17 protein-coding genes are annotated in these 17,343 nt (G+C 74.5%); 13 read left to right on the plus strand and 4 right to left on the minus strand.

Annotated elements, in window-relative coordinates; translation table 11 throughout:
- Positions 1–8 precede the first annotated feature (8 nt).
- On the minus strand, positions 9–992 hold the full coding sequence (locus tag Q9R26_RS08080; protein WP_209134417.1) for a glycosyltransferase family 9 protein: 984 nt from the start codon (positions 990–992) through the stop codon (positions 9–11).
- 100 nt (positions 993–1,092) lie between these two features.
- Here Q9R26_RS08080 and Q9R26_RS08085 point away from each other — a divergent pair, with 100 nt between their 5' ends.
- The 7 genes from Q9R26_RS08085 to Q9R26_RS08115 all read left to right on the plus strand — a co-directional run bounded on the left by Q9R26_RS08085 (position 1,093) and on the right by Q9R26_RS08115 (position 7,957).
- A complete protein-coding gene (locus tag Q9R26_RS08085) occupies positions 1,093–1,650 on the plus strand; it encodes an HAD-IIIA family hydrolase (protein ID WP_182067085.1) in 558 nt (185 codons plus the stop codon).
- A complete protein-coding gene (locus Q9R26_RS08090; protein ID WP_311226968.1) occupies positions 1,647–2,726 on the plus strand; it encodes a glycosyltransferase family 9 protein in 1,080 nt (359 codons plus the stop codon). The genes Q9R26_RS08085 and Q9R26_RS08090 overlap by 4 nt, the downstream gene beginning before the upstream one ends.
- Positions 2,727–2,813: 87 nt before the next feature.
- Positions 2,814–3,815 carry a glycosyltransferase gene (locus Q9R26_RS08095; RefSeq protein ID WP_311226969.1) on the plus strand — a complete coding sequence of 334 codons (1,002 nt, stop codon included), beginning with the start codon at positions 2,814–2,816 and terminating at the stop codon, positions 3,813–3,815.
- Complete coding sequence (locus tag Q9R26_RS08100) at positions 3,812–5,140, plus strand: glycosyltransferase (RefSeq protein WP_311226970.1); 1,329 nt, start codon at positions 3,812–3,814, stop codon at positions 5,138–5,140. Before Q9R26_RS08095 ends, Q9R26_RS08100 begins: the two co-directional genes overlap by 4 nt.
- Positions 5,137–5,760, plus strand: coding sequence for an SIS domain-containing protein (locus Q9R26_RS08105; RefSeq protein ID WP_110859969.1), 624 nt, complete (start codon positions 5,137–5,139; stop codon positions 5,758–5,760). Before Q9R26_RS08100 ends, Q9R26_RS08105 begins: the two co-directional genes overlap by 4 nt.
- Positions 5,757–7,190: a PfkB family carbohydrate kinase gene (locus Q9R26_RS08110; RefSeq protein WP_311226971.1), complete on the plus strand. Its 1,434-nt coding sequence runs from the start codon at positions 5,757–5,759 to the stop codon at positions 7,188–7,190. The genes Q9R26_RS08105 and Q9R26_RS08110 overlap by 4 nt, the downstream gene beginning before the upstream one ends.
- Before the next feature lie 62 nt (positions 7,191–7,252).
- Entirely contained in the window at positions 7,253–7,957 is a 705-nt protein-coding gene (locus Q9R26_RS08115; RefSeq protein ID WP_027465581.1) for an SDR family oxidoreductase, read from the plus strand.
- A 412-nt stretch (positions 7,958–8,369) separates the two neighbouring features.
- Here Q9R26_RS08115 and Q9R26_RS08120 read toward each other — a convergent pair whose 3' ends face one another.
- Entirely contained in the window at positions 8,370–9,458 is a 1,089-nt protein-coding gene (locus Q9R26_RS08120) for a glycosyltransferase family 9 protein (protein ID WP_311226972.1), read from the minus strand.
- A gap of 133 nt (positions 9,459–9,591) precedes the next feature.
- On the opposite strand from Q9R26_RS08120, the gene Q9R26_RS08125 reads away from it, so the two are divergent.
- The 6 genes from Q9R26_RS08125 (at position 9,592) to Q9R26_RS08150 (ending at position 16,193) form a co-directional block, all read left to right on the plus strand.
- A complete protein-coding gene (locus tag Q9R26_RS08125) occupies positions 9,592–11,130 on the plus strand; it encodes an aldehyde dehydrogenase family protein (protein WP_311226973.1) in 1,539 nt (512 codons plus the stop codon).
- Positions 11,127–12,620: a D-glycero-beta-D-manno-heptose 1-phosphate adenylyltransferase gene (rfaE2, locus tag Q9R26_RS08130; protein ID WP_259577827.1), complete on the plus strand. Its 1,494-nt coding sequence runs from the start codon at positions 11,127–11,129 to the stop codon at positions 12,618–12,620. The genes Q9R26_RS08125 and rfaE2 overlap by 4 nt, the downstream gene beginning before the upstream one ends.
- On the plus strand, positions 12,617–13,501 hold the full coding sequence (locus Q9R26_RS08135) for a glycosyltransferase (protein ID WP_311226974.1): 885 nt from the start codon (positions 12,617–12,619) through the stop codon (positions 13,499–13,501). The genes rfaE2 and Q9R26_RS08135 overlap by 4 nt, the downstream gene beginning before the upstream one ends.
- A gap of 93 nt (positions 13,502–13,594) precedes the next feature.
- The gene (locus Q9R26_RS08140; RefSeq protein ID WP_311226975.1) at positions 13,595–14,290 is read left to right on the plus strand and encodes a DedA family protein; all 696 of its coding nucleotides are present in this window, start codon (positions 13,595–13,597) and stop codon (positions 14,288–14,290) included.
- The gene (locus Q9R26_RS08145) at positions 14,287–15,534 is read left to right on the plus strand and encodes a histidine kinase (protein ID WP_311226976.1); all 1,248 of its coding nucleotides are present in this window, start codon (positions 14,287–14,289) and stop codon (positions 15,532–15,534) included. The genes Q9R26_RS08140 and Q9R26_RS08145 overlap by 4 nt, the downstream gene beginning before the upstream one ends.
- Positions 15,531–16,193, plus strand: a complete 663-nt coding sequence (locus tag Q9R26_RS08150) for a response regulator transcription factor (protein WP_111057143.1) — start codon at positions 15,531–15,533, stop codon at positions 16,191–16,193. The genes Q9R26_RS08145 and Q9R26_RS08150 overlap by 4 nt, the downstream gene beginning before the upstream one ends.
- Positions 16,194–16,278: 85 nt before the next feature.
- On the opposite strand, the gene Q9R26_RS08155 is transcribed toward Q9R26_RS08150, so the two are convergent.
- A complete protein-coding gene (locus Q9R26_RS08155) occupies positions 16,279–16,782 on the minus strand; it encodes a Dps family protein (protein ID WP_071244661.1) in 504 nt (167 codons plus the stop codon).
- Positions 16,783–16,904: 122 nt separating this feature from the next.
- Positions 16,905–17,327 (minus strand): SIP domain-containing protein, encoded by a 423-nt coding sequence (locus tag Q9R26_RS08160; protein WP_209134438.1) that lies wholly within the window; start codon positions 17,325–17,327, stop codon positions 16,905–16,907.
- Between the last annotated feature and the right edge of the window lie 16 nt (positions 17,328–17,343).

The raw sequence follows: 17,343 nt of genomic DNA on the forward strand, positions 1-17,343 counted from the left end.
GGTCGACGCTACCGCCCGGCCGCCTGAGCGGTCACCCGGAGCCGGTCCACCGCGCCGAGCACGTCGTCCGCGGTCACGGCCAGGATCGCCGGGTCCGGGTCCTCGGCGAAGACGTCGCCGCGGCGGACCGAAGCGTCGGTGAGCACGATGTGCGGGCCGGTCGACGGCGGGCCCCACGCCTCGGGCGGCGCCGGGCCGAACAGCACGACCGAGGGCACCCCGTACGCGGTCGCCAGGTGTGCAGCACCGGTGTCGACCGTGACGACGAGCCGCGCCGCGGCGATCACCGCGGCGAAGGCCTGCAGGTCCAGGGTGCCGGCCAGCACCGCCTCCGGCGCCAGACCGGCCGCGTCGGCGACGGCACGGGCACGCACGACGTCGTCCGAGCCTCCCGTCAGGACCACGTCGGCACCGCGCTCCTGCAGTCCGCGCACCACGTCGGCGAAGCGGTCCGTCGGCCAGTGCCGCGCACCGTGGAAGGCACCCACGTGCACGACGGCCGCGTCGGCGACCACCGGCGGCTCGGCGGGGCGGTCGATGTGCACCTCGGTCGCGTCCGCCTGGATGCCGTGCCACGTCAGCAGGTCCGCCCAGCGGTCGCGCTCGTGCACGTCGTCGGGCCACTCCGGGCCTTCGTAGCCGTGGGTCGGGTCGGCGTGGCCGATGACCCGCCGCGGGCCGAGCGCGGCGACGAGGTCCGAGGACTCCGGGCCGGCGCCGTGCAGGTTGACGGCGACGTCCACCGCACCGTGCGGCACCGCGATCGGGTGGTCGAGACCGTGCTGGGCCAGGTGCACGTCCACCGCCGGGACGAGCTCGACGACCGGTGCCAGCCATGCCGTGGTGGCCAGGGTGATGCGGTGGTCGGGGAAGGCGCGGCGGAGCGCGTGCAGTGCGGGGACGGCGACGAGCAGGTCGCCGAGCTTGATGGCACGGAGGACGAGCAGTTCCGGGCGTCCGTCGGGGTCGGGCAGGTTCTCGAGGGCGGTCACCGCCGCGACGGTAGACCCGGCACGCTGACGGTCCTGCCGAGAACGCGCTCCGCGGCTCTTCCTGGGGCGGTCCCCGGCCGTTGACCGGTAGTCACGGTGCATGGCCCTCGCACCGGACCGCGTCATCCGCGGCCTGCTCTTCGACCGCGACGACACCCTCGTGGTGGACGTCCCGTACAACGCCGACCCGCACCTGGTCGTCCCCGTCCCCGGTGCCCGCCGCGCCGTCGACCGGGCGCGTGCCGCCGGGTTGCGGCTCGGTGTCGTCACGAACCAGTCGGTGATCGCGAAGGGCATGGCCACGCGCGAACAGGTCGACGCCACCAACGCCCGGGTCGACGAGCTCGTCGGCCCGTTCGACGTGTGGTGCGTCTGCCCGCACGACGCCGGTGACGACTGCGCCTGCCGGAAGCCCCGGCCCGGGATGGTCCTCGACGCCGCCGAGCGGCTCGGCATCCCGCCGGAGTCGATCGTCGTCGTCGGTGACATCGGCGCCGACGTGCAGGCCGCCCGGAACGCCGGCGCGCAGGGGATCCTCGTGCCCACCCCGCGCACCCGCCGTCAGGAGATCGACGAGGCCGACACCGTCGCCGCGGACCTGGACGAGGCCGTCACCCTGGTGCTCGAGCACGTCGGCAGCGTGGCGGACCGGGCGTGAGCGCCGGTCGGCGCGTCCTCGTCGCCCGACTCGACTCCTTCGGCGACGTCCTGGTCGCCGGACCGGCGGTGCGCGCCGTCGCCGCCGGTGCCGCGCACGTGACGATGCTCTGCGGACCGCAGGGGGCGCCGGCCGCCGACCTGCTGCCCGGTATCGACCGGGTGCGGGTGTGGGCGGCACCGTGGGTCACCGAGACCGCACGCCCGATCGACGACGCCCTGCTCGCCGAGTTCCGCGCGCTGGTCGCCGAGGAACAGCCCGACGAGGCCGTCGTCCTGACGTCCTTCCACCAGTCGCCCCTGCCCCTCGCGCTCCTCCTGCGCCTGGCCGGGGTCCCCCGGGTCTCCGGGGCCTCGGTCGACCATCCCAGGTCCCTGCTCGACGTGCGGCTGCGCCCCGGCGAGGACCTGCCCGAGGACCTCCCCGAGCCCGAGCGCGCGCTGCGGATCGCCGAGGCGGCCGGGTTCCGGCTGCCGCCGGACGACGACGGGAGGCTCGAAGTGCGGCACGACGCCGTCCTGCCCCCGCCCGTGGCCGGCCTCGACCGCTACGTGGTCGTGCACCCCGGAGCCAGCGTCCCGGCACGGTCGTGGCCGGAGTCCCACCACCGTGCGCTCGTCGCCGCCTACGCCGAGCGCGGCGTCCCCGTCGTCGTCACGGGCTCCCCCGGCGAACGCGCACTGACCGCCGCCGTGGCGGGCGACACCGGCATCGACCTCGGCGGCCGCACCAGCCCCGCCGAACTCGCGGCCGTCCTCGCCGGCGCCGAGGTCGTCGTCGTCGGGAACACCGGTCCGGCCCACCTCGCCGCAGCCGTCGGGGCGCCCATCGTGAGTCTGTTCTCGCCCGTCGTCCCCGCCGTGAAGTGGGCGCCGTACGCCCCGCTGGTCGAACTGCTCGGCGACCAGGGCGCCCCGTGCCGGCTCAGCCGCGCTCGCGAGTGCCCGGTCCCCGGCCACCCGTGCCTGTCCGGAGTGCGCATCGCGGACGTCCTCGAGGCCCACGAACGGCTCCTCGACCGCGTTTCGCGGACTGATCGGAGAAGTCTGCGGAGCGGCCCAGAAGGCGCTGCGTAGCGTGCGCCACTGCTGCTCCTGCTCCTGCTCCTGCTGCTCCGGCAGCGGCGGGGAGCGCCCCCATCGACACTGACCGGAAGGCCCTGCATGCGGATCCTCGTGTGGCACGTGCACGGCGGCTGGATGGACGCCTTCGTCCGCGGCCCCCACGAGTACCTCATCCCGACCACCCCGGCTCGCGACGCCTGGGGACTCGGCCGTGGCGGGCGCGACTGGCCGGAGACCGCGATCGAGATCGACCCGGCCGACGTCGCCGAGGCCGAGGTCGACGTGGTCGTCCTGCAGCGCACCGAAGAGCTCGAGGAAGCCCGTCGTCTGCTCGGTGGCCGCGACGTACCGATCGTCTTCGTGGAGCACAACGCCCCGCGGGTCGACGTGCCGAACAGCCTGCACCCGATGCGCGACCGCGACGACCTGACGATCGCGCACGTGACGCACTGGAACGCCCTGATGTGGGACTGCGGCACCACCCGGACCACCGTCGTCGAGCACGGCGTCGTCGACCCCGGCCCGCTGTACACCGGTGCGCTCGGTCGACTCGGCGTCGTCATCAACGAACCCGTCCGACGCAACCGTGTCGTCGGCACCGACCTGCTCCCGCGTTTTGCCGAGGTCGCCCCGGTCGACGTCTGGGGCATCGGCACCGAACGTCTGCCGGAGCTCGGCTTCGGCGACCGCGTGGTCGCGCAGGGCGACGTCAAGGCCGACCCCATGCACGCGGCACTGGCCGAACGGCGGGCCTACGTGCACCCGAACCGCTGGACCTCGCTCGGCCTGTCGCTCATCGAGTCGATGCACATGGCCATGCCGGTCCTGGTGCTCGCGACGACGGACGCGGCCCGCACGGTCCCGGGTGAGGCCGGGGCGATCGCGACGGACGTCGAGCAACTGGTGCGGGCCTCCAGGCTGCTGCTGGAGGACCCGGACGAGGCGCGTCGACGGGGAGTCGTGGCGCGGGAGGCCGTGCTCGCACGGCACGCGCTCGGTCGGTTCCTGGCCGACTGGGACGACCTGCTCGACGACGCCGTCGCGCGCGGTGCGCGACGGAACCGCGCGGCGGGAGCCGCGCTCGAAGGGAGCCTGCGATGAAGATCGCCATGGTGTCCGAGCACGCGAGTCCGCTCGCCGTGCTCGGCGGGGTCGACGCCGGTGGGCAGAACGTCCACGTCGCCGAACTGTCCGGCGCGCTGGCCGACCGCGGCCACCACGTGACCGTCTACACGCGGCGCGACGACGCGTCGCAGCCGGTCCGTGTGCCCCTGCGCCCCGGTGTGGACGTCGTGCACGTCGACGCCGGTCCCGCGCGTGCCGTACCGAAGGACGAGCTGTTCCCGTTCATGGGGACGTTCGCCTCGGTGCTCGCCGCCGAGTGGTTCCTCGACCGCCCCGACGTGGTGCACGCGCACTTCTGGATGTCGGGCCACGCCGCCCTCGACGCGGTGACGCAGGTGCAGGCCCGCACCGGTGGGGTGCGCATCCCGGTGGTGCAGACCTTCCACGCCCTCGGTGTCGTGAAGCGCCGTCACCAGGGTGCCGCGGACACCAGCCCGGCCGAGCGCGAGTGGGTCGAACCCGCCGTCGGTCGGAGCGTCGACCAGGTCGTCGCGACGTGCTCGGACGAGGCGTTCGAGCTCAAGGCCCTCGGTGTCCCGCTGCACCGCATCTCCGTGGTGCCCTGCGGCGTCGACGTGTCGCTCTTCCGTCCGGACGGCCCCGTCGAACAGCGTGACCGTCCGCTCCGGGTGCTCACCGCTTCGCGACTCGTGCAGCGGAAGGGCGTCGGGACGACGATCGCCGCACTCGCCGCGCTGGTCGAACAGGGCCGTGACGTCGAGCTCGTCGTCGTGGGCGGGGCCGGAGTCGCCGGTGCCGACCTGGTGGACGACCCCGAGTACCAGCGGCTCGACACCCTGGCCCGGTCGCTCGGCGTGCGCGACCACGTGACGTTCCGTGGGCAGCTCGGGCAGCACGACATGCCGGCCGTCTACCGAAGTGCCGACGTCGTCGTCTGCGCCCCCTGGTACGAGCCGTTCGGCATCGTGCCGCTCGAGGCGATGGCGTGCGGTCGCCCGGTGGTCGCGTCGAGCGTCGGCGGGCTCATCGACACCGTCGTCGAGGACGCCACCGGCCTGCACGTGCCGCCGCGCGACGAGTCCGCGGTCGCCGAGGCCGTCGGCGCACTGCTCGACGACCCGGAGCGCCGCGAGGCGTACGGCCGTGCCGGTCGACAGCGCGCCGAGTCCCGCTACACGTGGCAGAAGGTCGCGGCCGACAGCGAGCGCGTCTACGAGCGCCTGCTCGCCGGCGCGACGTCGTCCGCCAGCACCGCCGGGCCCGCCACCGGCCGCTCGCGCACCACCCATGCCGGCCGGGTCACCCGCGCCGCGCAGTCGACGGAGAGGACCGCACGATGACCATCGACCAGCAGACCGGGCTCGAGGACCGCGCCGTCACCGACAGCGCTCGCGTCGTCGTCGACCACGTCGCGGCGTCGGTCCCCGTGATCGCCTCCCTCGTCGATCACCGGGACCACATCGCCGAGTGGGCGGACGACATCGCCGGACGGCTCGTCGCCGGTCGCCGGCTGCTCGCCGCGGGGAACGGCGGGTCGGCAGCCGAGGCGCAGCACCTGACGTCCGAGCTCACCGGCCGCTTCGAGGGCGACCGACCGGCGTACTCGGCCATCTCGCTGCACGCCGAGACCTCCGCCGTGACCGCCATCGGGAACGACTACGGCTACGACCAGGTGTTCGCACGGCAGGTGTCGGCGCACGCCCGGGCCGGCGACGTCCTCGTGCTGCTGTCGACGAGCGGCAAGAGCCCGAACCTGCTGCGGGCCGCCGAGGCCGCCCGTGCCGTGGGTGCCCGTTCCCTCGCGCTGACCGGATCCCGACCGAACCCGCTCGCCGACCTGGTCGACGACGCGATCTGCATCGAGGGGCCGTCCGCCAACGTGCAGGAGGCGCAGCTCGTCCTGGTGCACGCGCTCTGCAAGGCGATGGAGCCGACGCTGCGTCGCGGGGGCCGTCGATGAGCGGGGCTGCTGCGGGCGCTCCGCGTTCCGGTGCTGCCGGTGGCCGTGCCGGCGCCCCGCGCTTCCGCATCGCCGTCGTCGGGGACACCCTGCTCGACGTCGACGTGTCCGGCACGAGCGAGCGCCTGAGCCCGGACGCACCCGTCCCCGTGGTGGACGTCGCCACCGACGACCGCCGCGCCGGTGGCGCCGGACTCGTCGCGACGATGCTCGCCCGCGACGGTCACGACGTCACCCTGGTCACCGTCCTGAGTGACGACGGCCGTGCCCGGGAGATCCGCGACCTGCTCCCCGACGTCACAGTCGTCGCCGGGCCGTCCGGAGTCGCCACCCCCGTGAAGACCCGGGTTCGCGTCGTCGACCATGCCCTCGTCCGGATCGACGAGGGCTGCGCGACCCCGCCCGTGCCCGAGGCCACGGACGCGATGACCGCCGCCCTCGACGGCGTCGACGCGATCGTCGTCGCCGACTACGGCCGCGGGGTCGCCGCTGCCCCGGCACTCCGTGACGCCCTCACCCGTGCTGCCGAGCACCTGCCGGTGGTCTGGGACCCGCACCCCAAGGGCGCCGCCCCCGTCCCCGGCACCACCGTCGCCACCCCGAACGCGGCCGAGGCACGACGCTTCACCGACGTCGAGGGACACGGTGTGCCCTTCGCGACCGTCGCCGCCGCCCGGCTCGTCGAGCAGTGGCGGGCCGGTGCCGTCGCCGTGACGATGGGTGACCGCGGCGCGCTGCTCGCCGATGCCCAGGGCGACAGCCGCTTCGTGCCCGCTCCGTCCGTCAGCGCCGGTGACCCCTGCGGTGCCGGCGACCGGCTCGCCGCGGGCGTCGTCGTCGCGCTGGCGTCCGGCGCGGACGTCCCCGACGCCGTCTCCGCCGGCGTGGTCGCCGCCTCCGAGTACCTGGCTGCCGGCGGCGTCACCGCGCTCTTCGCCGACGACGGTCCCGCGCCGCTCGCCGTGCCCGGGGCCGACCGGGACGCCATGCGCCTGGTGCACGACGTCCGGAGTGCCGGCGGCACCGTCGTCGCGACCGGAGGCTGCTTCGACCTGCTCCACGCCGGGCACGCCCGCACCCTGTCGGCAGCCCGTGCACTCGGCGACTGCCTGGTCGTGTGCCTCAACTCGGACTCGTCGGTCCGCGCACTGAAGGGCCCCGACCGGCCGATCATGACCCAGGACGACCGGGTCGAGCTGCTCCTGGCGCTCGACTGCGTCGACGCCGTCGTGGTGTTCGACGAGTCCACCCCCGACGAGGCCCTGCGCCGCTTCCGCCCGGACGTCTGGGCCAAGGGCGGCGACTACACCGCGAGCGAACTGCCCGAGACGGTGACCCTCGCCGAGTGGGGTGGCCGCGTCGTCACCGTGCCGTTCCACCCGGGCCGCTCGACGACCCGGCTCGCTGCCGCGATCGAACGCGTCGGCTGAGCGTCCGCTCGCCGTTCCGCACCAGCTCGACCACTTCCCGCACCACTACGCAAAGGACACCCATGCCCGTCCCCACCACCCCCATCGGCCGCGTCCTCGTCACCGGCGGCGCCTCCGGACTCGGCGCCGCCGTCGTGGCCGCCGTCACCGAGGCCGGCGGCACCCCGATCGTCCTCGACCTGCGGATCGACGCCGTCCCCGAGGGCGTCGACGCCGTCGCCGTGGACGTCTCGGACACCGACGCCGTCGAGCAGGCGGTCCGTGACGCCGCCGAGCGGCACGGCGGCCTCGATGCCGTCGTCACCGCCGCGGGCATCGACACGCCCGCCCCGATCGATGCGATCTCGTCCGGCAAGTGGGAGCAGATCGTCGGCGTCAACCTGATCGGCACCGCCTCGACCGTGCGCGCCGCCCTGCCCGCCCTCGAGGCCACGCACGGCCGCGTCGTCACGATCTCGTCGTCGCTCGCCCTGCGCGGCGTCGGCGACGGCACCGCGTACTCGGCGTCGAAGTTCGGCGTCCGCGGGTTCTCGCAGGCGCTGGCCGCCGAGACCGCCGGTCGCATCGGCGTGACCAACATCATCCCCGCCGGGATGCGCACGAACTTCTTCGCCGACCGGACCGAGCAGTACAAGCCGGGCCCGGACGCGCAGCTCATCGAGCCGGAGTACGTCGCGAACTCGATCATCTTCGCGCTGTCGCAGCCGGCCGGCTGCGAGATCCGCGAGCTCTCGATCATGCCGGCGACGGAGCCGAGCTGGCCGTAGCCGCTCGCCGCTGACGGACGGGAGGCGCGGTGCCGGCTGGCACCGCGCCTCCCGTGTGTCCGCGTGTGCCGTGCGCGGCTCGCGCCGCGCTCTGGTGCGAGCTTCCGAACTCCGTGCGAGGGCAGGAGCGTCGCACGGAGTGGGCAACCTCGCACCGCGCGCTGGTGACGCGACACGGGGCGGACTGGAGGCGCGTGGCGGGCTGGCACCGCGCCTCCAGGCCGGCAGCCGGTCGCGTTCACCGCTCGGTGCGAGCTTCCGAACTCCGTGCGGGGGCAGGAGCGTCGCACGGAGTGTGGAACCTCGCACCGCGCGCTGGTGACGCGACACGGGGCGGACCGGAGGCGCGTGGCGGGCTGGCACCGCGCCTCCCGTCGGTCGGCCGGCCGCGCCCACCGCGCGGCGCGCAGCGTCAGACCGTACGGAGCAGGTCCTCGACGTCGGCGAGGACGACCTCCGGCTGGACCTCGTCCACGTAGGACGGGTCGTGCTCGCACCGTTCGGCGGTCCAGCCGACCTGGGTGACGTCGATGCCGCACACCGGGCACCGCGTCACGAAGGCCAGGTGTACCCGGTGCCGACCACGGTCGAAGGGTCCGGCGTTGATCACGTTGCCGAACCAGAACACCCCGACGGTCGGGGTCCCGACGGCCACGGCGAGGTGCCGCGGACCGGAGTCGTCGGCGACCATGACGTCGGCGGCGGCCAGGACGTCGGGGAGTTCGCGCAGGGGCAGCGAGCCGGTGAGGTCGTGCATGCGCTCCCGCAGCTCGGGCGGCAGCGACGCGACGATGGCGGACGACGCCGGCACGTCGGAGTCGTCGCCGACGAGGACCACGTCGTCCCCGGCGGCGAGCCGGGCACGGGCGACCTCGGCGAAGCGCGAGGGGCTCCAGCGGCGACGCGGGTCGGTGGCGCCGGGGTGGATCGCGACGAGCCGCCGCCGGACCCCGAGACGCTGCCGGACCCCGGCCCGCGCGGCCTCGGACACGCGCAGCCGGGGGTCGAGCGTGACCGGTTCGGCGCCGGCGAGCGACGCCACCTCGAGCGCGCGGACGACCTCGTGCTGGTAGTAGACGTAGCGGACCCAGCGCTCCAGCACCTCGGCGTCCTCGGTGGCGGTCCCCACGGTGTGGCGGGCGCCGAGCCGGAGCAGGAAGGGGTTCGAGTTCCGCCCGCCGCCGTGCAGCTGGACCGCGAGGTCGAAGCGCCCGTGCAGGCGGTCGAAGAAGTCCTGCTCGGTCGGCGCCCCCTCGCCGGAGTCCCGGACGCCGGGCACGACGGGGAGCTCCTCGAAGGCGTGGACGGCCTCGGTGCGACCCTCGAGCACCGGCCGCGCCGTCGGTGCCCCGAGCAGCGTGATCCGGGCTCCCGGGTAGGCCGCGGCCAGCGCCTCGACCGCCGGGAGGGCGAACATCAGGTCGCCCAGTCCCCCACCGCGGAGCACCGCGATCTCGCTGACACCGTCGAACCGTTCTCCGCCCACACCGATCTGTTGCACGGTTCCACGTCTACCGGTCGGACCCGTCCGGACGCCCAGCAGCGCCCCCGGATGGACGAGAAGCGCGATGCCGTGACCGCACACAGCAGAGCACGAGCACCGTGAGATGCCCGCCCGCCTCCGGAAGGACCCCATGACGATCGCACCCCCCGCCGCCGACGACCTCGTGGTGACCGACCCCGTGAACGGATCGATCGCGTCCACCGTGCGCCGCTCGACCGACGACGACGTCCGCAACGCCGTCGCCCGTGCCCGTGCCGCTGCCGGTGCCTGGGCCCGGACCGCGCCGGCCGAGCGCGGTGCACTGCTGCACGCCGCGGCCGAGCACCTCCGTGCGCACGCGCAGGAGCTGGCGGACCTGAACACCCGCGAGACCGGCAAGGTGCCCGGCGACGCACTCGGTGGGGTCGAGGCCGGCATCGGCACGCTCGTGCAGTACGCCGAGCTCGGGCCGGTGCACCGGGGTGAGGCCCTGCGCGGGCAGTTCGGTGCCGCCGACTGGTCGGTGCCGCACCCGCGCGGCGTGGTGCTCGCCCTGACGCCGTGGAACGACCCGGTCGCCGTGGCCTGCGGGATCTTCGGAGCAGCGATCGTCACGGGCAACACGGTGGTGCACAAGGGCAGCGAACGGTGCCCCGCGACCTTCGCCCGACTCAACGCGCTGCTCGCCGAGGTCCTGCCGGACGGTGTGCTCATCGGTGTCGACGGCGACGCGACCACCGGCGAGCAGCTCCTGGCGCAGGAGGGCATCGACGTCTACGCGCACGTCGGGTCGACCGCGACCGGTGACCGCCTGAGCGAGGTGGCCGCGACCACCCGCGCCCACGTCATCCGCGAGAACGGCGGCAACGACCCCGTCGTCGTCGACGCCGACGTCGACCCGGAGTGGGCTGCCGCACAGGTCGCCCTCGGCGCCTTCGCGAACACCGGCCAGATCTGCACCAGCGTCGAGCGGGTGTACGTGCACCAGGACGTCGCCGAGCCCTTCGTCGCCGCGCTCGTCGCCGAGGCGGAGCGCCGCACGGCCGCACCCGCCGCCGAGTTCGGGCCGCTCGTGGACGACCGGCTGCGCGGACTCGTGCAGCACCACGTCGACGACGCGATCGCCCGCGGTGCCGCCGTCCGGACCGGCGGCGTCACGCCCGGCGGGCTCGGGTCGTTCTACCCGGCGACCGTCCTGACCGACTGCACGGACGACATGCTCGTGCTGACCGAGGAGACCTTCGGCCCGATCGCTCCGGTACGCGTCGTTTCGGACTTCGCGGAGGGCCTCCGGCTCGCCGCCGCCGACCGCTACGGCCTCGCCGCCACCGTGCTGACGAACGACACCGCGCACGCGCTCCGTGCCGCGGCCGAGCTGCCCGTCGGCACGGTCAAGGTGAACGCCGTGTTCGGTGGCGCTCCGGGCGGCAGCGCCCAGCCCCGCGGCGCCTCGGGCTCCGGGTTCGGGTACGGCCCGCACCTGCTCGACGAGATGACGACCACGACGGTGGTGCATCTCGAGGCCGCACCGGCGCGGCGCACCGTCGAGCCGCCGACAGCGGGCTCCGGCAGCACGCTCGCGGGCACCGGCACCGGCACCGGCACCGGCACCGCAACGGGCGCACCCGGCCCCGCAGCCGCTGCCGGCGCCACCGCCGGCAGCGCCGACACCGTGGGAGGCACCCGATGACCGCCGACGTCCGCCTGGTGCGCGACCTCGTCGCCACGATCGACGACCGCGAACCGCTCGTCGTCGTCATCGGCGACTGCATCCTCGACCGCTGGACGGTCGGCGAGGCCGAGCGGGTCTCCCGTGAGGCCCCGGCCCCCGTCGTCCGCGTCACCGAGACCATCGCGGTGCCGGGCGGCGCGGCCAACACGGCCGTGAACGCCCGGGCCCTCGGCGCCCGGGTCCGCATGGTGGGGCTCATCGGTGACGACGAGGCCGGTGACGTCCTGCGCCAGCGCCTCGAGGCAGCCGGCGTCGACACGTCCTTCCTGGTCGAGATCCCCGGAGCCCGCACCACGACGAAGTCGCGCGTGGTCGGCGGTGACCGCGTCGTGGTCCGGGTCGACGAGCTCGCCGCGACGCCGACCGCCGAGCACGGCGAACGCCTCGCCCGCTCGGTGGCCCGCGCCGTCCGGTGCGCCGACGCCGCCGTCGTGTGCGACTACGGCCTGGGTGTCCGCGCCGAGGACGTCGTGCCCGTGCTCGACCGTGACCGTCCCGGCGCCGTCGTGGTCGACGCCCACGACCTGACCCGCTGGGCCGCGCTGCACCCCGACCTCGTCACGCCGAACGCCGGGGAGACCGCCGCGCTGCTCGACACGGAGCTCGGAACGGGTGCCGACCGCGTCGGCACCGTCGTCGCCGCCCGTGCCGACGTGCTCGCCCGCAGTGGTGCCCGTGCCGCGGTGGTCACGCTCGACCGCGACGGCACGGTCCTGCTCGAGCCAGGGTCCGACCAGGGGTTCCGCACGCGGGCCACCCCCGCCTCGGAGCAGCAGGCCTCCGGCGCCGGCGACACGTTCTGCGCCGCCGCGACCGTCGCCCTCGCCGTGCAGGCGCCCCTGCGCGACGCCGTGGCGGTCGCCCAGGCCGCGGCCGACGTCGTCGTCCGCGAGGCCGGCACGTCCGTCTGCACCGCCACGGCCCTGCTCGAATCGGTGACCGCGCCGGCCGCGACCGTCGTGGACCACGACGAGCTCGCCACCGCGGTCGAGGCCGCACGCCGGGCGGGCCGACGCGTCGTCTTCACGAACGGCTGCTTCGACGTCGTGCACCGCGGGCACACCACGTACCTGCGGCAGGCCCGTGACCTGGGCGACCTGCTCGTCGTCGCGTTGAACGACGACGACTCGGTGCGCCGCCTGAAGGGCCCGGAGCGGCCGATCAACCCGGCCGAGGACCGCGCCGGCGTGCTCGCCGCGCTGGCCTGCGTCGACCTGGTCACGGTGTTCGCGACGGACACCCCCATCCCGCTCATCGAGCGGCTGCGCCCCGAGGTCTACGTCAAGGGCGGCGACTACTCCCCCGAGATGCTGACCGAGACCGAGGTCGTGCGCGGCTACGGCGGCGAGGTCGTCATGGTCGACTACGTGCCCGAGCACTCCACCAGCGCCGTCGTGCGCCGGATCCGCGAAGCCGCTGCGCGGCCCGAACCGGACCCGGCACCGTGACCGCCCGCTGGTCCGGGTCCTGGGCGAAGGCCCCCGATCCAGCGGACACGAGCACGGTCGACGTCGACGTGCTCATCCCGACCGTCGGCCGGCCGGCCGAGCTCGCCACGACGCTCGCCGGCCTCGCCGCCCAGACCGACGTCGACCTGCGCGTCGTGCTGAGCGACCAGTCCGCGGACGGAGACGCCGCCGGCGCGCCGGCGGTCGCCGCCATGCTCCGCGTCCTGGAGGCCCAGGGCCGATCCGTCACGCTCCTCACCCACCCGGAACGGCGTGGCCTGGCGGAGCACCGGCAGTTCCTGCTCGACCACGCCGAGGCCGCCGCGGTGCTGTTCCTCGACGACGACGTCTGGCTCGAGCCGGGGTCGATCGCGCGGATGCTCGACGCGCTGCGCACACTGGGCTGCGGGTTCGTCGGCAGCGCCGTGCAGGGCCTGTCGTACCTGCAGGACCGCCGCCCCCACGAGACCGCGGTGTTCGAACGGTGGGACGGCCCCGTCGTGCCCGAGGTGGTGCGCCGCGGCACCCCCGGCTTCGACCGCTGGTCGCTGCACAACGCCGCGAACCCGACGCACGTCGCCGCCGACCTCGACCTGCACCCCGGCGAGTGGGTTCCCTACCGCGTCGCGTGGGTCGGTGCCTGCGCGCTGTACGACCGCCGTGCGCTCGAGGAGGTCGGTGGCTTCCGGTTCTGGGACACCCTGCCGCCCGAGCACGCCGGCGAGGACGTCGTCGCGCAGTGGCGGGTGATGGAACGGTTCGGCGGTGCGGGCATCATGCCCTCGGGTGCCGTGCACCTGGAGGCCCCGACCACCGTCGTCGACCGCCGTGTGGACGCACCCGACGTGGTCTTCGCGGACGGGAACGTCATACCGCGGTAGGGGGTGGTCGAGACCACCGCGGGATGGCTGCGGCGCGCCGGATCCGTAGCGTCGTCCCCGTCGACGAGTTCCGTCGCCGGGAGGGAGCACCCCGTGTTCGACCAGATCACCCCGCTCGTCGTCGAGCTGGCCGCGAGTCCGCTCGTCTACGTCGTCCTCTTCGCCCTGTGCCTGGTGGACGGCTTCTTCCCGCCGGTGCCGAGCGAGGCCGCCCTCGTCGCGATCGCCGCCATCGCCGCGACGTCTGGACAGCCCGTGCTCGCCGTGGTGCTCGTCGCCGCCGCCCTCGGAGCGATCGCCGGCGACTCGATCGCGTACTGGATCGGGCGCCGGATCGGGTTCGCTCGCCTGGCCCGGTCGAAGCGACCACGGATCGCGGCGGCCTTCGCGTTCGCCGAGCGGCAGATGCAGCGCCGCTCCGCCAGCCTCATCCTGACCGGGCGCTTCATCCCGGTCGGCCGGGTCGCCGTCAACACGACCGCCGGCGCGACCCGGCTGTCCTACCGCCGGTTCCTGGCGATCAGCGCGATCGCGGGGCTGGCGTGGTCGGCGGTGTCGATCGGGATCGCCCTGGCCGCGTCGAGCGTGCTGCACGAACCGATCGTCGCCGCCCTGGTGTCGATGGTGGTCGCCGCCGGGCTCGGGATCGCGGTCGACCGGGTGCTCGGTACCATCAGCCGCAGGCGCGAAGCCCGCGCCACAGCCACAGCCACAGCCACACCCGCCACAGCCACCGCCCCCACCCCCGAACCCTGCCTCGCCCGAACCGGAGAGACCGCCCGCCCGTGACCGTCGTCCCGAAGCCCCGACCCACCTGGGTCCGGCCTGCCGCGCAGATCGGCTTCGTCGGCGTCGTGGTGTCCCTGTTCGCCGTCGCCGCACCCGTGACCGCGGTGTTCTACGGCGTCCCCGTGCCGCTCGCGTTGCTCGTGACCGCGGTGCTGTCGGCGAGCATCGGCCTCGCACCGCTCTTCCCCCGCACGGCGTCGGGCGCGCACCTCGTCGCCCTCGCCGGCCTCGGCATCCTGACGGCACCCGGCACCGTCGGGCCCTGGCCGGTCTCGGTCACGAGCATCATCGGCCTGAGCGTGCTGCTCGTCGTGCTGGGTGTCCGCACCACCTGGCGGCTCACCGCGGTGGTCTGGGTCGCGGCGACGCTGCTCACCCTGCTGCTCATCGGCGTGACGCCCGACCGGTGGGGGCAGGTCGACGTCTGGGCGACGAGCTTCGTGGTGAGCGCCGGCGACACCCTCGTCGTGGCGGCCGCCGCGGTGGTCATCGGGCAGCGCCGGACCGTGCGCGAGGAGCTCGCCGCCGCCCGCCGCGACACCGAGCTGGAGCAGGCCCGACGCCGGACGGTCGAGGAGCGCTCCCGGATCGCCCGTGAGCTCCACGACGTCGTCGCCCACAGCATGTCCGTCGTGCACATGCAGGCCGAGTCCGCCCCGTACCGCGTCGCGGACCTGCCGCCGGAGGCCCGGACCGAGTTCGCCGCGATCGCCGAGACCTCGCGCACGGCCCTGCGGGAGATGCGGCAGCTGCTCGGCACCCTGCGTGGCAACTCCGACGCCGAGCGTGCGCCGCAGCCGCGGCTCGCCGACCTGCACGCGCTCGTGCAGGCCACCCGCGCGGCCGGCATCCCCGTCGAGCTCCGACTCGACGAGGGGCTCGACCCAGACCTCGACGACGTCGACCGGCTCGCACAGCTCACCGTGTACCGGGTCGTGCAGGAGGCGCTCGGCAACGTGGCCCGGCACGCGCCCGGTGCGACCACCGTGGTGACTGTCGGGAGGCACGGGCCGGCCCTCACGGTCGAGGTCGCCAACACCGCGCCACCGGTCGGCAGCGTGCCCGGTGCGCCGCCGGACGACGGCGGCTTCGGCCTGGCGGGGATGCGCGAGCGCATCGCCGCGCTCCGCGGCACGATCGACCACGGGCCGGACCCGGACGGCGGCTTCCGCGTCGCCGTGCGCCTGCCCATCCGGCCCGCCGCGACCACGTCGCAGCCGACGGGCGACGGGGCGAGCCGATGACGCGGGTGATGGTGGTCGACGACCAGCAGATGTTCCGTGTCGGACTGCGGGCGATCCTCCAGGCCCAGGACGACGTCGAGGTCGTCGGCGAGGCCGCGAACGGGGCCGAGGCGGTCGTGATGGCGATCCGGCTCCGGCCGGACGTCATCCTGATGGACGTCCGGATGCCGGAGCTCGACGGGATCGAGGCGACCCGGCGGATCACCGCGGCGCCCGCGGAGTCGCCCGTCCGCGTGGTGATGCTCACGACGTTCGACATCGACGACTACGTGTTCGACGCGCTCCGTGCCGGGGCGAGCGGGTTCCTGCTCAAGGACGCGAGCGCCGAGGAGCTCGTGCAGGCCGTGCGGACCGTCGCAGCCGGCGACTCCCTGCTCGCACCGAGGGTGACCCGGCACCTCGTCGAGGCCTTCGTCGCCGGTCCGCAGCCGACGGCCCCGCGGACCGAGGTGCTCGACGTGCTGACCGACCGGGAGCGCGACGTGTTCCTGCTGATGGCGCGGGGGCGGTCGAACGGGGAGATCGCGGCGGAGCTGTTCATCGCGGAGCAGACCGTGAAGACCCACGTCGGTCGGGTCCTGGCGAAGCTGCAGCTGCGGGACCGGGTGCACGCCGTCGTGCTGGCCTACGAGAGCGGGCTGGTCACGCCGTCCGCGTGAGGTGCGGGCCCGAGACGTGACCGCAGACGGACGGGAGGCCCGGTGCCAGCTGGCACCGGGCCTCCCGTCAGCGGGTGGTCGCGACTCAGGCGGCGAGGTGCGCCTGCAGGAACCAGCGGTCCTTGGTCAGCGCGCGCTCGATCTCGATCGCGACGTCCTGGCTGTTGAGGTCGACCTCGTCGAGGCCGTCGACCGCACGGCGGACCTGCAGCAGCGCGGCGTCGATCTGGGCGATCACCTCGGTGATGGTGACGTCGGAGTTCTGGAAGCCCTGCGACAGCGGCGGCAGGGTGGTGTTCGCGGCGACGGTCGCGATGCGCGAGTCGACCGGCAGGCCGAGGGCGACGATGCGCTCCGCGGCCTTGTCCGCGTAGTCCTGCGCGTGCTCGACGATCTCGTCGAGGAGCTCGTGCACGCCGACGAAGTTGCGGCCACGGACGTGCCAGTGGGCCTGCTTGCCGTTGACGACGAGCGCCTCGAGGTCGATGACGACGGGGGCGAGGAACTGGGCGACCCCGGCGGCGAGCTCCGGCGTGGTCGAGAACGGGGACGTGGTGCTCGGGGTGGTGGTGCTGCTCTGCGTGGTCATGTCGTTTCCTCCTGCATCGTGGCTCCGCCCGATCGCTGGCCCTGTCCTGACCTGTCGGGTGCTGCCGATGGTCACAACCATGCCCGCCTCTTTTGCATGCCGCAAGGAAGAGCAGGCTGCCCTTACCCGCCGTACTCGACCTGGACCTGCTGGCCCGCGTCGGTGAGCTCGAGCTGCACCACGGATCGTGCACGCTCGATCCACGGGCTGTCCGCGCAGCCGATCCACACCGAGGTGCGGGGCTCGCAGCCCGTGACGCACCACTCGGCTGCCCACCCGGTCAGGGCGTGTGCGAGTGCTTCGCCGTGGTCGGCGAAGACCAGCGGGGCGACTGCCGAGCCGCGGGCGCTCCGGACCAGCCAGGTCACGGTGACGCGCGGCGGGGCCGGCAGGATGCGGATCTGCTCGTCGAGGGCGACCTCGACGAAGACCTGCCCGTAGGCGTTCTCCGGGAGTTCCTCGAGCATCCGGTGGATCTCGACGAGGTCCTCGGCACCGCCCGCGATGAGGATGCGTTCGCTGGGCTGTCGCCGGGTCCGTGCCATGTGGCAACGGTAAGGG

The sequence above is a fragment of the Curtobacterium sp. BRB10 genome, assembly GCF_031844325.1.
In the GTDB taxonomy this organism is placed as follows: domain Bacteria; phylum Actinomycetota; class Actinomycetes; order Actinomycetales; family Microbacteriaceae; genus Curtobacterium; species Curtobacterium poinsettiae_A.